The organism is Corallococcus caeni (assembly GCF_036245865.1).
Lineage (GTDB): Bacteria > Myxococcota > Myxococcia > Myxococcales > Myxococcaceae > Corallococcus > Corallococcus caeni.
Window position 1 is genome coordinate 482,914 of the sequence record NZ_BTTW01000003.1, and the last position, 14,117, is coordinate 497,030.

Sequence of the window (14,117 nt, forward strand, 5' to 3'; positions counted from 1 at the left end):
CGTGGGTGGTCGGTCCCTGGGGGACCGGCGCGACAGGTCCTGACGCGCGTTGTCCTTCCGGGTACACGTCTGTACAGTGCCCGGCCCTATGAAGCCCGAGAAGGAAACCGAGGCCTTCTCCGGCCCGCGCCGCACGCCGTGGTCGGGGGCTCGCGGGCTGGACGCCGTCCTCCAGGGTTGGCGCACGGACCGACAGGTGTGGCCGAACATCGTCCACGACGCCGTGACGCCGGCCCGCGCTGGCGTGTTCGCGCCGCTGCCGGAGGACCTGTCCCCCCAGGTCCGGGACGCGCTCAAGCGCCGAGGCGTGGAGCAGCTGTTCTCCCACCAGGCGGAGGCCTTCGAGCGGGCCCGCGACGGGGAGAGCCTGGTCATCGCCACGCCGACCGCGTCCGGCAAGAGCCTCTGCTACAACCTGCCGCTGCTGGACCGCTTCGCGCGTGAGCCGGATGCGCGCGCGCTCTACCTGTTCCCCACGAAGGCGCTGTCGCGCGACCAGGAAGAGTCGCTGCGTGCCTTCATGCGCGAGGCGGGCCTGGGCCACGGCGCCATCACCTTCGACGGCGACACGCCGGGGGACGCGCGCCGGGCGGCCCGGGAGCGCGCGGGCGTGGTGCTCACCAACCCGGACATGCTGCACACGGGCATCCTGCCGCACCACGCGAACTGGGCGCGGCTGTTCGCGAACCTGCGCTACGTCGTCATCGACGAGCTGCACACGTACCGGGGCGTCTTCGGTTCGCACCTGGCGAACGTGCTGCGCCGGTTGCAGCGGGTGGCGCGGTTCCACGGCGCGTCGCCCACGTTCATCCTGGCGTCGGCGACCATCGGCAACCCGAAGGCGCACGCGGAGCGGATGCTGGGGCGCGAGGTGGCGCTCGTGTCGGAGAGCGGGGCGCCCTCCGGTGAGCGCCGGGTGATGGTCTACAACCCGCCCGTGGTGAACGCGGAGCTGGGCATCCGCGCCAGCTACCTCAAGAGCGCGGTGCGGCTCACCTCGGACCTGGTGCGGGCGGGGGTGTCCACGCTGCTGTTCGGTCAGTCGCGCAACAACGTGGAGGTGATGCTCAAGTACCTCCGCGACCGGTTCGTGGAGGAGAAGCTGGATCCGTCGCTCATCCAGGGCTACCGCGGCGGCTACCTGCCGGGCACCCGGCGCGCGACGGAGGCCGCGATGCGCGCGGGCGAGGTGCGCTGCGTGGTGGCCACCAACGCGCTGGAGCTGGGCATCGACATCGGGTCGCTGGATGCCGTCGTGTGCGCGGGCTACCCGGGCTCCGTGGCGGCGCTGGCGCAGCGCTTCGGCCGAGCGGGCCGGCGCGGCATGGGGAGCCTGGCGCTGCTGGTGACGTCCAGCGCGCCGCTGGATCAGTACTTCGCGGCGGATCCTCGCGCGCTCACGGGCGCTCCGGTGGAGCACGCGCGCATTGATCCGGACAACGTGGAGATATTGGTCCAGCACCTGAAGTGCGCGGCGTTCGAGCTGCCCTTCGAGGAAGGGGACTCGTTCGGCGACGTGCCGGTGGAGAACACCACGGAGGCGCTGGACTTCCTCACGCAGCACCAGGTGGTGCACCCGTCGCAGGCGCCGGAGGGCGGGCGGCGGATGTTCCACTGGTCGTCGGACGCGTACCCGGCGCACCACGTGTCGCTGCGCAGCGTGGGCTGGGACAACGTGGTGGTCATCGAGCGCGGCACGGACAAGACGCTGGCGGAGATGGACTTCCGCTCCGCGCACACGCAGCTGCACGAGCAGGCCATCTACCAGCACGACTCCGAGCAGTACCAGGTGGAGCAGCTGGACCTGGAGAACCACAAGGCCTTCGTGCGCAAGGTGGCGCCGGACTACTTCACGGACGCGATGACGAACGTGCGCGTGAGCGTCATCCAGGAGGACCAGGGCGCGCCGCTGGGGCCGTCGCTGCACGCGGGGCTGGGCGAGGTGTCCGTCATCGAGAAGGTGGTGGGCTACAAGAAGATCAAGTTCCACACGCACGAGAACGTGGGCTACGGCGACGTGCGTCTGCCGGAGATGCAGATGCACACGTCGGCGCTGTGGCTGACGGTGCCGGAGGCGGTGGTGCGCGCGATGGACGCCCCGAGGCCCGCGGTCATCGACGCGCTGCGGGGCCTGGGCTCCGCGCTGCGCACGGTGGCGTGCGTGGGGTTGATGAGCGACCCGCGCGACCTGGGCCGGACGCTGGGCAGCAAGGACGAACCGGACGGTCCGCCGCGCAAGGAAGGGGGCGTGGGCTTCGATCCGACGCTGTTCCTCTACGACAACGTGCCCGGCGGCGTGGGGCTGGCGGCGCGGCTGTACGATCAACGCGAGGAGCTGCTGCTGCGAGGGCGCAAGTTGCTGGAGTCCTGCCCGTGCGAGGACGGGTGTCCGGCGTGCATCGGACCGGCGGCGGGTGGCCAGCCGGGGAGCGCGCCGTCGGGAGCGCATCCGCGCAAGCGGTTGGCATTGGACCTGCTGGCGGCGCTCGGCGTCGCCGGGGTGCAGTGAGGAGCACGGGCGCGGCATGGACCTGAAGCGCAAGCTGTCCCGACTCAGCAGCGCGGGCCCCGGCAGTCAGGCCCGGGCGCCCGTGAACACCGTGGCTCCGGTGGTGGAGACACCTGCGGTGGAGGCGCTCGCGCGGGATGAGGTGGGGGCTCGGGTTCCTCCGGTGGAAGAGGCGGGCACGACCACCGTCGCGGAGGTGCTGGTGCAGGCGCTGCGCAAGCGCCTGTCGATGGACGGGGAGGGTGCGCCTTCTCTCGACGTGGAGGTCGGGGCAGGGGCTCCGCAGGATGCGCGGGCGCGCGAGTCCGGCCTCGCGGACGAAGGGGCACGGACCCGCGCGGACGGGCTCGTGGATCTGCGCGAGGAGGCGCGGCGGCGGTTCGCGGCGAAGCGGAGCGGCGCGGCGGACGGTGTTGCGGATCCACGAGTCGAAGCGCTGCGCCAGATGCTGGCGTTCTGGGCGGAGCGCCAGGGCACGGCGTCCGCGCGGAAGGCGGTGGAGCCGCTCCCTGAACCCCGGGCGTTGCCGGTGGAGGCGCGGTCGACGCCGCACGGCACGGTGCACGTGGCCGAGCAGCTGTACCCGCCGGATCATCGGCACGGCACGGCTCCAGTCGCGGCGGCGCTCGATGTGGAGTCGCGGCTGGTGGCGGGGCTGGCGCTGCATCCGGATCTGGAGTCGGTGGACTTCACGCGGATGCTGCTGCTGGACACGGAGACGACGGGGCTCGCGGGCGGCACGGGCACGGTGCCGTTCCTGGTGGGCCTCGGCTGGTTCGAGGACCGCTCGCTGCGCGTGCAGCAGCTCTTCCTGCGGCGCATGGGCGAAGAGGCGCCCATGCTGCGCCTGCTGGCCGAGCGCATGGCGTCGTCGTCCTGCCTCGTCACGTACAACGGCAAGAGCTTCGACTGGCCGTTGTTGCGCACGCGCTTCGTGCTCAACCGGGTGCCGGTGCCGAAGGAGCTGCCGCACCTGGACCTGCTGCACTGCGCGCGGCGCGTGTTCAAGCACCGGGGTGAAGGCGCGCGGCTCGTGCACCTGGAGTCGAAGGTGCTGGGGCATCACCGGGTGGGGGACGTGGACGGTTCACTGATCCCGGAGCTGTACTTCCGCTTCCTACGAGGGACGGACGGCTCGGAGCTGGTGCCGGTGCTGGAGCACAACCAGAAGGACCTGTTGCTCCTGGCGGCGCTGCTGGGCGACCTGGTGCGCCGCTTCCAGTCGGAAGGCACGGAGCGGCAGGACCCGAGGGACCTGCTCGGCTTTGCGCAGGTGGCGGAGCGGGCAGGGGACGCGGAGCGCGCGCTGACCTTCGCCAATGCCGCAGCGGAGAGCGGAGGCCCGGTGGGAATCGAAGCGCTGGTGCTGGCCTCGCGCCTCTGCCGCCGCTCGGGTGACTGCGAGGCGGCGGTGGCGCACCTGCAACGGGCGCTCACGTTCGCGAAGCCCGGCCAGGGCGCGGTGCTGCACCTGTCGCTGACGAAGCTCTACGAGCACTCCCTCAAGGACCTGCCCCGGGCCCTGTACCACGCCAGGTTGGCCGCCCCCGTGGAGCTGCCCGCCGACCACCAGCTCCGGCTGGAACGGCTTGAGCGCCGGCTGTCGCGTCAGGGGGCGTGACTAGAACTGCCACTCCTTGCCCTTCTGCCCGAGGGCGGCCCGCGTTGCCGCCACATCCCTCAGGGCTTTGAAGGGCGAGGCATCCGCGAGCTTCACCACGGAGTCCAGGACAGCCGAAGCCATCTGCACGTTGTTGCCCTGGATGGCACCGTCGAGCCTCTCGAAGAGCTGCCGGAAGTTCTCCTTGCGCTCATCGAAGCTGCGGTCGAGGTAGTCCATGAGCACCTCGCGCATGGCGTGGATCTGCTCAACCTCCACCCGGGCGCTCTCTCTCAGCCGGGTCTGCTCGGTGTGCTCCTTTTCGATGTCGCGCACGCACTCGGCGATGGTCCGGATGCCCTGCAGGACGTTGCTGACTCCCTCGATCGACACCTTCGCCGGAAGGGAGACCTTTTTCGAGGTCATGACGCCTCCGGAAGCGCGAGGCGGCGTCCCTGCTCGAGCAACGCGTCGACCTGGGTGTTGATGTCGCCGCCTTCGGTGAACAGCGGTACACGCATCAATTCGCTCTCTGCCTTGGCCAACTGCATGGCAATCGCGAAACGTGACAGGTGCTCTTCATTGCCGGTGTCGAAGCCTCCCGACAACGCCCAGAGCGCGTCGATAGCGGCCTTGGCCCGCTGGTCAAGCTGCTCGAGGACGCCGCTCAGCTCGCCAACGCGAAGCTCCGCTCGGCCCAGCAGTGCAATGGCGGCTTTGATCTTGGCCACCTGCCGCCTCACCTTCCTGGAGTAGGCCTCCGCCTTCGTCTTCGCCTTTTCTCCCTCCCGGGCGATGACGAAGCCCGCGACCGCCACGGCGGGCGCTACCGCGATGCCGCCCAGGACCACCGCGCCACCTGCCATGCCGAAGCCTCCTGCGGCGAGGGAGCCTCCCCCCAGCCAGGCGAGAAGCGCGCTGTTCGCCGCAGCGCCTGAAAGGCCCGACATGGCCACGCCAGTGCCCGCAGTGGCGAAGCTGGTGACGAGCCCTGTCGTCATGGCGCTTGCTCCGGCTCCCGTCATCGCCGCTGCGACGGCGCCGGAGACAGTGCCTCCTGCTTCGACATACTGCACGGTGAACTGGCGCACCTCCTCGCGATTCACCCCCAACGTGCCCAGGCTCTCCAGGGCCGCGAGGCGGGCCTGCTGCTCCATCTGCTCAAGAAAATCGAAGAGGCGCCGGAAGGTGGTGGACACCACCTGGGACCGCTGCGCGTCCAGAGCGGCGAGCTGTCCCTGAAGACCGCTCCGTGCTTCGTCGAGCTTGCCAATCCACTTCCGATGCTTCGCCTCCGCGGCCTCGCCCAACGCCTCGGCGTCACGCATGGCATCGACACCGTCGTAGCCCTTCTTCGCTCCGTATCCGAGGAGGGTGACGAGTCCGATCGCGACAGGAATGAGTGGAAGCGGCATCGACGCTCCTTGCGGTGGGGGCTCACTTGCGAGTTCAGGCCATGCTGCGGCGTCCGGAACAGCACTCGCAATCCCTCGTCCGGGTGAGGGCCCACCTACCCAGGGCCGCAGCCCACACGGCAGCGCATCGCGCAGGTCCGGGAACCACGTCCGGAGCGGGAGCTGACGCGTCAGGAATCCCAGCGTCCCGGGAGGAGTCCAGGAAGGGCAGGGGGCGCGGGTGTTCCGGGTCGAAGGAGGGCGAGACTCCAGGAGCGGCCTTCTCCAGGACACCGCCATCCGCGGATGGGATGTACGGCTCCATCCCATCCGGGACACGCCGAAGGATGCGGCCATCGCGGCGGATGGCGTACCGGACCCCAGAATCGAGTCCCGGCCGTGTTCCGCCGCAAGCCGCAGGGTCCATATCGATGCGGATGAAGAGGATGTCTTCGCGCTGGATGATCCTGAAGGCATGAGAGGCGCGTCGCTCAGTGCACGGCGTGTCAGGTCGCTCCGGAGGCAGGAAGTCATCGGCCGCCAGGGTCAGGCCCCTGAGCACGGCTCCATCCAGCACGACGGGCTGTGCAGCGATGCCGACCTGGATCGGTGCCTGTTCGAAGAACTGGGGGAAGACAATCGAACGTTCATCTTCCACTGGGGCAGCGCCCGCCACGAACGCGCGAGCACACCCGACGGCGGTGAGCCCCAGCAGTGACACTGCCCAGCCCCGTCTCACGGCAGCGCATCACGCAGGCCCGGGAACCACGCGACGATCAGCCGCTGCGTTCCCAGCTTCACCCGGGCCCGGCCCTTCATGCCGTCCTTGTAGATGCGCTGCTTGCCGTCCCGTTTGTAGTTGCGGGACGGCACATGCGCCTGGACCAGCACCGCCCCTTGCCCGAACGCGTCGCTGCCCGGCAGCTGCGCCTTCGCGTACTGGAGCGACGCCTCCGGGCCCTCCACCTTCTCGATGACCGCCTCGAAGGGGACCGGCATCCCCGCCAGTTGGTACTCCAGCGTCATCCCCGGGGCCAGCTCCGGCCGGTACTCCCCCGGAAACACGACATGGAGCGACGGCAGCGCGTCCGGGTCCACCAGCGCCGCCACCGGCTGCCCCGCCTCCACCCGCGCCCCCTTCGTCACCGTCACCCGGCCCACCATCGCCGACAGCGGCGCCACCACCTCCGAGCTCCCCGCCGCCGTCTCCAGCCGCGCCACCACCTGCCCGGCCTGGACCGTCTCGCTCAGCCCCACGTCCACCGACACCACTCGCCCCGCGGCCGGCGCCGGGACGTCCACCCACTCGCCCTGTTCGAGCAGCACCGACCCTCGCGCCGAGCGCTCCACCCGCACCATCCCCGCCAGCATCCCCAGCGTCACCACCGCTCCCACCGCGCTCCAGGCCCATGCCCGCCGTGAAAAGCGGGAGGCCACCTTGGGAGCGGGGGGGACAGGCGTCGGAGGGGAGGCAGGCCGCGGATCCATGCGCCAGCGAGGATGATCCATCCCCGCCTCCCCGCGCCAGGACTGGTTGGAACGGGGGATTCACCGCGAAGCCTTCAACCTGCCCCGCGGTACAGGCCCGTCGCGCCCGCCTGCTCCCTCTACAGGACTGTATCCCTGCATCGTCCCGGGGCGCCTTGTGCCATGCTGCGTGGCGCCTCGTGGATTCCTCCTTCCTCAAGATCGGGTCACTGGTCCTCGCCGGACTCCTTGCCCCGGGTGCGCTCGCGGCCGAAACGACGCGCGAGGACCAGGCGCGCGCGGAGCTGGAGCGCCAGCTGCGCGACCTGGTCCCCGAGTCCCCCTCGGAAGTGCAGGTGCTCTTCGCGGGCTTCAAGCCCGAGGACGGCTATCGGCTCGTGGAGACCGACTTCCTCCTCGATGGCGAACCGCTCGCCGTCCCGTCGCTGGAGGAGCTCAACGCGCCCGGCGTGCACCGGCTCGCGAACCTGAAGGTCGAACCCGGCGAGCACACCCTCGTCTCGCGCGTCACGTACACCAACGGCTCCTGGAGCCTGTTCAGCGAGACCAACGGCTTCCTCTGGAAGATCACCGCGTCCGTCGGCTTCCAGACCCAGCGCGGCCTGCGCGTCGTGGTGAAGGCGTCCCCGGCCGTCGTCCCCAACGCGCCGGATCCGCGCCTCAAGCTCAAGCTCACCCACGCCGTCACCGCGGAGATGATCCAGCCGCTGAAGGACGAGCCCACCGTCGCCACCGCGCCTCCGCCCGTGAAGCCGGCCCCGGTGGACGCAGGCGTCCCAGTGAAGGTCGCCCAGCCCACCACGGCGCCGGACGCGGGCGTGAAGCCCACGACGACCGTCGTCTCCGTGACGCCGCCCGTGGAGCGCACGCCCGTGGCCCCCAGCCGCCTTCGCCTGGAGGTGACGTCCAAGAAGCCCACCAAGGCCACCGCCTTCGTGCGCGGCAACGGCGAGCCCCTGAAGCTCACGCTCGCCACGGCCAAGGGCCGCAAGCCGCAGGACGTGCCGCTGTCCGCGGGCGCGTACACGGTGGACCTCATCGCAGACGGGTTCCTCGCGCAGACGCGCCAGGTGGAGCTGAGCGCGGGCGCCGAAGCGTCGCTGGCCTTCGCGCTGGTGCCCGCGCCCAAGGCCGCCAAGGCCGCCACGGTGAAGGAGGGCCGCATCGAGCTGCCCGAGCCCCTGAGCTTCGACGAGAAGAAGCCCGTGCCCACCAACAAGGCCGCGCTCGCGGGCCTGGACCTGCTGGTGGACCTGCTCGTACGAGACCCGAAGGCCCGCCTGCGCATCGAGGGCCACACCGACTCGAAGGAAGTCCCCGAGCCGGCCCGTCAGAGCCTCTCCGACGCCCGCGCCCGCGCCGTGGCGGACATGCTGGTCCGCGCCGGCGTGGCCCCGTCCCGCGTGGAGGCCGTGGGCCTGGGCGACCGCAGCCCCAAGGCCCCGAACCTCATCCCCCGCGGCCGTGAGCTCAACCGCCGCGTGGAGCTGGTGCTGCTGCGCCCCTGAGCCGTCCCCGCGCGGCTTGAGCTTGCCGGGGGGCTCCTCTAGCGTCCCGGGCGTTCTTCGCCAAAGGGCCGCGCGATGCCTCGCTACGAGTTCACGGAAGGCAGCTCCAGCAAGTTCTGGGAGATCACCCTGGAGGGCACCACGCTGACCAAGCGCTGGGGCCGCATCGGCACCGACGGCCAGGAGAAGGTCGAGGAGTTCGACTCCAAGGCCGAGGCCAAAAAGGAATACGAAGCGCAGGTCCGCGAGAAGGAGCGCAAGGGCTACACGCTCGCCGGGAGCGCGGACGGCGACGGGGGCGAGGCCACCGCCGAGTCCGCCGTCAACCCGGACCTGGAGGCCGCCATCCTCACGAAGCCCGACGACGTGAAGGGCTACCTCGCGTACGCCGAGTGGCTCAAGGGCGAGGGCGATCCGCGCGCGGAGCTCATCCTGCTCCAGCACTCCGCGATGGATGTCCCCGCGGCGACGGCGACGGCCGTGGGCAAGAAGGCGGCGAAGTTCATCGAAGCGCATGCGCAAGAGCTCCTGGGCGAGTCACTGGCGGAGGCCGTCTCCGACGAGACCCTCAAGCTGGAATGGCACCTGGGCTTCATCCGCGAGGCCCGCCTGGGTCAGGTGGACTACGACTCCACGGCGGACATCCCGGACCTGCTGGCCGAGCTGCTGGCCCATCCGTCCGCGCGGTTCCTGAGCCGTCTGACCCTCGGCATGGCCAGCTTCGACGGCGAGAACGATTACGACGACACGCTGGCGGTGCTCGCGAAGGCGAAGCCCGCGCCGCCGCTGCGCTCGCTGTTCATCGGCGACTTCGAGTTCCCGGACGAGACGGAGATCTCCTGGACGCAGGTGGGCGACCTCAAGCCGCTCTACAAGGTCTACCCCCAGCTCCAGGAGCTGCGCGTGCGAGGCGGCGAGATCGGGCTGGGGAAGATCGACCTGCCGGAGCTGCGCTCGTTCACCGTGGAGACGGGCGGTCTCCACCAGGGCTCGGTGAAGGACATCGTGAAGGCGAAGTGGCCGAAGCTGGAGTCGCTGGAGGTCTGGTTCGGCCAGGAGAACTACGGCGCGAGCGGCGGGGTGAAGGACCTCAAGCCGCTGCTCGACGCGGAGGGCGTGCCGGCGTTGCGCAAGCTGGGGCTGCGCAACGCAGAGTTCACGGACGAGCTGTGCGCGGCGCTGCCCAAGTCGAAGATCCTGGCCCAGCTCGAGGAGCTGGACCTGTCCATGGGCACGATGTCCGACGCGGGCGCGCAGACGCTGGCTGAAAACGCCAAGGCCTTCGCGCATCTCAAGGCCCTGGACGTCACCCAGAACTTCCTCACGAAGGAAGGGCAGAAGGCCGTGGCGAAGGTCGCCCAGGCCGTGGCGAGCGGCAACCAGCGCACGCCGTACGACGAGGAGTCGCGCTACGCCGCCGTGGGGGAGTAGCCCGTCCCCATGCCGTCCGCCGCGCCGCCGTTCCTGATCATCGGCAACCCCGGGAACCGGCGCATCACGCTCTTCCAGGAGGCCCTGGTCCGCGCGGGCCTTCCCGCCGCGCACGTGGTGGCGTGGGAGCAGGTGGCCCGCGCCCCGGACGTCCTCCTGGAGCTGCCCGACACGGAGCGCCTCGTCCGCATCGACGCGGCGGGGGAGGACGCGGCCGTGGAGCGGGCCTTCCTCCAGCGCGGTTACTCGGATGCGCTCGGCACCGGCTGCGACACCGTGACGCCCGAGGCGCTGGACGCGCTGCCGGATGAACATGGCCGCGTGCTGTGCCCCCGGCAGCACCACCTGGGCTTCCTGCGCGTGCTGGAGGACCTGTCCGCCCGGTTCGCCCTGCGTCCCCGCTGGCGCGTGCTGTCCGCACCGGGCGCCATCGCGGACCTGTTCGACAAGCGGACCACGTCGCGCCGGTACGCGGGCCTGGGCATCCCCGTGCCGCCGTTCCTGGACGTGGCCCCGGGCACCACGCCGGAGGCCCTGCGCCACGCCCTGCGCGAAGCCGGCTTCCGCGAGGCCTTCGTGAAGCTGTCCTGCGGCTCCTCCGCGTCCTGCCTCGCGGTGTACCGCCCGGGCCGGACGGAGGGCGCCGGGGGCTCGCTGCTCACCAGCCTGCACCGGGGCGCCACCGGCTGGTTCAACTCCCTCAAGGTGCGCCGCGTGACGGACGCGCGCGAGGTGGACGCGGTGCTGGCCTTCCTCCTGCGGGAGGGCTCGCAGGTGGAGGAGTCCCGGCCCAAGGCGCGGCTGGGAGGGGACGTGTTCGACTGCCGCGTCCTCACCGTGCGCGGCGAGCCCGCCTTCACCGTCGTGCGCCAGAGCCGCCTGCCCATCACCAACCTGCACCTGGGCGGCTACCGGGGAGACCTGGACGCGTTCCACGCGGCGGTGCCACCGCGCGAGCTGGAGGCCGCGATGGAGAGTTGCCGCGCCGTGGCCCGCGCGCACGACTGCCTCCACGTGGGCATCGACCTGATGTTCGAGGACTTCTTCCACGGCCACCGCGTGTTGGAGGCGAACGCCTTCGGGGACCTGCTCCCCGGCCTCACGCGCGACGGCCTGTCCGTCTACGACTGGGAGCTCCGCGAAGCGCTGCGCTGAGCTCCGCCGGTCCACAGCCGCGTCGCCGGCACGCGCTCCAGCAGCCCGGAGCCGAACACGCGATCCAGCTCCAGGTACTCCAGGTGCACGTAGCCGATGTGGCAGCCGCACGTGTCCTTCGAGCACGGGCGCGGCTTGAGCGCCGCGTCGAAGTCCGGCGCGTAGAGGTTGCCCAGCGGCTCCTTGATGAAGTGGCACCGGTACGCGGTGCCGTCACCGTCCACGGACAGCACGGACTCGCCGCCACGGCAGGCGCGGCCCCGGCTGGGATGGCGGGTGTTGTTCACCGGGAACAGCGGGTCGATGCGCGTGAAGCGCTCCACGTCCTCGGGCGTGTACGCGTCCAGGCCGTCCTTCACCGCGTTGATCCACAGGTACGTGTCCTCGGGGAGCTCGCGGCGCAGGGCCTCCGCCTCGTCCGCGAAGCGCCGGAAGCCCACCATGCCCGCGCTGTGGCGCACGCCGTGCTCCGACAGCCGCTCGCACTGCGCCAGGAAGCGCGAGCGCTTCATCCACTCCGGATGGTACGTGGCCCAGATGCCCAGCTTCTCCGTGCGGCAGTCGGTGAGCCAGTCCAGCCGGCAGGAGAGGTTCGTCTGCACCGCCGCGCGCTCCACGTGGGGCAGGTGCGTCAGCCGCGCCAGGGCCTGCTGGTACCAGGGCCAGATGAGCGCCTCGCCCCACGGCGTGAAGAACACGGACACGGTGTCCTGGGTGCGCGACTCCACCCACTGGAGGAACCGCTCCAGGTCCGCGCGGTCCTTCGTGAGCTCCTCCTCGCTCTGCTTCCACTTGCCGAAGGGGCAGTACTCGCAGCCGTAGTTGCAGCCGGACAGCGGGCCCCGGTAGAGCACGGTGAGCTTCATCGCCAGGCGTACTCCGCCATGCGCGCGCGCACGGCCTCGGAGTCCAGCCACGGGCCGATCAGGTCCGAGCGCTCCACGCCCGCCGCCGTGAGCTGGAACACGCCGTCCACGTCGCGCGCCAGCCCGTGCGCCTCCAGCTCCGCGAGCATCGGGAAGTCCGCCTTCGCCTCCGTGCCGAAGCGCTGGCGGTACACGCCCGGGTCCACGCCCTCGGCGAGCAGCGACAGCACCAGGTGCCGGTGCCGCTGCTCGGCCGCGTCCAGCACGAAGCCGTAGCGCACCTCGCCGAACGAGGCCGCGTCCCGTTCGACGTAGGCCTGGATGATGCCGCGCACCTCGCGCGAGGCCACGGCGTACTCGGACGAGTAGTGCACCGCGCCCGCGTAGGAGCGCGCCCCCACGCCCAGGCCCACCATGCCGTCCTCCTGGCAGCGGTACACCGCGCCGCGAGCGGCCGGGGCGTGCGCCGCGCGGAACATCCGCATGGACACCTGCGTGTAGCCGCGCGACAGGAGGAAGTCCCGGCCGGTCCGGTAGAGCGACAGCCGCAGGTCGTCCCACGCGCGCGACTTCTTGCCCAGGAAGGTGAGGGGCCGCACGTAGAGCGGGTAGAGGTACAGCTCCTCCGGCGCGTACCGCAGCGCGGCCTCCAGCGAGTGCTGGAACGTCTCCACCGTCTGGCCCTCGATGCCGTAGATGAGGTCCAGGTTGAGCGTGGGGAAGCCCGCGCTCCGCAGCAGGTCCAGCGTGGCCTCCACCTGCGCCGTCTTCTGCGGCCGCTTCACCGCGGCGACCTCCGCCTCCAGGAAGCTCTGCACGCCCATGCTCACCCGGTCCACGCCCCGGGCCTTCAAGAGCGCGACCTTGGCCGCGTCCACCGTCTCCGGCGACACCTCCACGGACATGGGCACGTCGCGCGGGTCCACGCCCAGCTCCGCCGCCAGGTCGAACACCGTCTCCAGCCCCGCGACGTCCAGCAGGGTGGGGGTGCCGCCACCGATGGCGGCGCGCGCGAACGTGGACGGCCCCAGCGCGTCCTTCACCCTGCGGGCCTCCCGCTTCAGCGCGGCGAGCCACGCTGCGACGACGTCCTCCCTGGGGCCCGCGGCGGTGAAGAGGTTGCAGAACCCGCAGCGCATCTCGCAGAAGGGCACGTGCAGGTAGAGGAACAGCGCGTCCCGCCGCTCCTTCGCCCAGACGTCCTCCAGCGGCAGCGCGGGCGTGAGCGGGCGGTAGGCCGTCTTGTGCGGGTAGCCGTAGAGGTACGCCACGTACGGCGTCCCTTCGAGCATCGACTCCAGGCGCGTCATGGCGCGGAGTCTACCGGCAGCACGAACTGGCCATAGGGCACCGTCCACACCACCGGGTGCCCCAGCCGGTGCCCCGTGTAGCCGTCCTCGCCGTACGCCGTCCCATGGTCCGAGCACACGATGCAGAAGGCCGGACCGCGCCGGCGCAGCGCCTGGAACAGGGGCCCCAGCTGGCCGTCCACGTACGCCAGGGCCGCCGCCTGCGTCGCCTTCGAGTCCTCCGTCGCCCCGGGCACGTAGTGCCGGTTGGGCTGGTGCAGCGCGGAGACGTTGATGAACAGGAACACCCGCTGCTCCCGGGGCAGCGCGCCCAGGATTTTCACTGCCAGTGATGCCTGATTTTCCGTGGATTGGGGGTCGGTGACGCCCAGCTCCGGGGCCCAGTGCGCCTCGGAGAAGAGGCCCGGGAGCACGCGGCCCAGGGGGTTTCTCTGGTTGAAGAAGCCCGTCCCGCCAATGCACACCGTGTGATAGCCGCGCCCGGCCAGCCCGGTGACGAGGTCCGGCGCGTCCAGCACGCAGGTGCCGGGGCCGGTCGTCTCGCTGCCCTCGAAGCGCAGGGCGAAGGGGCGCGGATGGCGGCCCGGGGTGACGGGGGTGGGGAGGAAGCCCGCGAAGAAGGCCTGATGCGCGGCGTAGGTGAAGCTCGCCGGGCTGTGGCGCTCCTCCCACCGGCCGCCGGGCAGCAGCGCGGCCAGGGTGGGGGTGCGGCCCGCCTCCAGCGCTTCGCGGGCCACGTCGTAGCGGAGCGTGTCCAGCGTGAGGAAGAGCAGGTCGTGCGTGCCGACCAACGCGTTCAGGTCATGCATGCGGACCGGCGGGGCGGGGAGGGGACCTCATCGACGGGAGGTCCCCA

Annotated in this window: 12 protein-coding genes; 6 read left to right on the plus strand and 6 right to left on the minus strand. The window is 71.1% G+C overall.

Annotated features, from left to right (window positions below; genetic code table 11):
• The first annotated feature begins 88 nt into the window (after positions 1 to 88).
• The gene (locus AABA78_RS16270; RefSeq protein WP_338263983.1) at positions 89 to 2,509 is read left to right on the plus strand and encodes a DEAD/DEAH box helicase; all 2,421 of its coding nucleotides are present in this window, start codon (positions 89 to 91) and stop codon (positions 2,507 to 2,509) included.
• A 16-nt stretch (positions 2,510 to 2,525) separates the two neighbouring features.
• Positions 2,526 to 4,130 carry a ribonuclease H-like domain-containing protein gene (locus tag AABA78_RS16275; RefSeq protein WP_338263984.1) on the plus strand — a complete coding sequence of 535 codons (1,605 nt, stop codon included), beginning with the start codon at positions 2,526 to 2,528 and terminating at the stop codon, positions 4,128 to 4,130.
• Here the strand turns inward: AABA78_RS16275 and AABA78_RS16280 are convergent, their stop codons facing one another.
• The gene (locus tag AABA78_RS16280; protein WP_338263985.1) at positions 4,131 to 4,535 is read right to left on the minus strand and encodes a hypothetical protein; all 405 of its coding nucleotides are present in this window, start codon (positions 4,533 to 4,535) and stop codon (positions 4,131 to 4,133) included. It abuts the gene before it with no gap.
• Positions 4,532 to 5,524: a hypothetical protein gene (locus AABA78_RS16285; protein ID WP_338263986.1), complete on the minus strand. Its 993-nt coding sequence runs from the start codon at positions 5,522 to 5,524 to the stop codon at positions 4,532 to 4,534. The genes AABA78_RS16280 and AABA78_RS16285 overlap by 4 nt, the downstream gene beginning before the upstream one ends.
• Before the next feature lie 220 nt (positions 5,525 to 5,744).
• Here AABA78_RS16285 and AABA78_RS16290 point away from each other — a divergent pair, with 220 nt between their 5' ends.
• Complete coding sequence (locus tag AABA78_RS16290; protein ID WP_338263987.1) at positions 5,745 to 6,221, plus strand: hypothetical protein; 477 nt, start codon at positions 5,745 to 5,747, stop codon at positions 6,219 to 6,221.
• Positions 6,222 to 6,238: 17 nt separating this feature from the next.
• Here the strand turns inward: AABA78_RS16290 and AABA78_RS16295 are convergent, their stop codons facing one another.
• Positions 6,239 to 6,898, minus strand: coding sequence for a biotin/lipoyl-containing protein (locus AABA78_RS16295; protein WP_338263988.1), 660 nt, complete (start codon positions 6,896 to 6,898; stop codon positions 6,239 to 6,241).
• Between the two features lie 272 nt (positions 6,899 to 7,170).
• On the opposite strand from AABA78_RS16295, the gene AABA78_RS16300 reads away from it, so the two are divergent.
• The 3 genes from AABA78_RS16300 to AABA78_RS16310 all read left to right on the plus strand — a co-directional run bounded on the left by AABA78_RS16300 (position 7,171) and on the right by AABA78_RS16310 (position 11,085).
• Positions 7,171 to 8,499, plus strand: coding sequence for an OmpA family protein (locus AABA78_RS16300; RefSeq protein WP_338263989.1), 1,329 nt, complete (start codon positions 7,171 to 7,173; stop codon positions 8,497 to 8,499).
• A gap of 75 nt (positions 8,500 to 8,574) precedes the next feature.
• Positions 8,575 to 9,930, plus strand: a complete 1,356-nt coding sequence (locus tag AABA78_RS16305) for a WGR domain-containing protein (protein WP_338263990.1) — start codon at positions 8,575 to 8,577, stop codon at positions 9,928 to 9,930.
• Positions 9,931 to 9,939: 9 nt separating this feature from the next.
• Positions 9,940 to 11,085, plus strand: coding sequence for an STM4014 family protein (locus AABA78_RS16310; protein WP_338263991.1), 1,146 nt, complete (start codon positions 9,940 to 9,942; stop codon positions 11,083 to 11,085).
• On the opposite strand, the gene AABA78_RS16315 is transcribed toward AABA78_RS16310, so the two are convergent.
• The 3 genes from AABA78_RS16315 to AABA78_RS16325 are packed head-to-tail and all read right to left on the minus strand — an operon-like array spanning position 11,052 to position 14,070.
• Positions 11,052 to 11,951 (minus strand): STM4011 family radical SAM protein, encoded by a 900-nt coding sequence (locus tag AABA78_RS16315; protein WP_338263992.1) that lies wholly within the window; start codon positions 11,949 to 11,951, stop codon positions 11,052 to 11,054. The genes AABA78_RS16310 and AABA78_RS16315 overlap by 34 nt on opposite strands.
• Positions 11,948 to 13,261 (minus strand): STM4012 family radical SAM protein, encoded by a 1,314-nt coding sequence (locus AABA78_RS16320; protein WP_338263993.1) that lies wholly within the window; start codon positions 13,259 to 13,261, stop codon positions 11,948 to 11,950. The genes AABA78_RS16315 and AABA78_RS16320 overlap by 4 nt, the downstream gene beginning before the upstream one ends.
• Positions 13,258 to 14,070 carry an STM4013/SEN3800 family hydrolase gene (locus tag AABA78_RS16325; protein WP_338263994.1) on the minus strand — a complete coding sequence of 271 codons (813 nt, stop codon included), beginning with the start codon at positions 14,068 to 14,070 and terminating at the stop codon, positions 13,258 to 13,260. The genes AABA78_RS16320 and AABA78_RS16325 overlap by 4 nt, the downstream gene beginning before the upstream one ends.
• Positions 14,071 to 14,117: the final 47 nt, after the last annotated feature.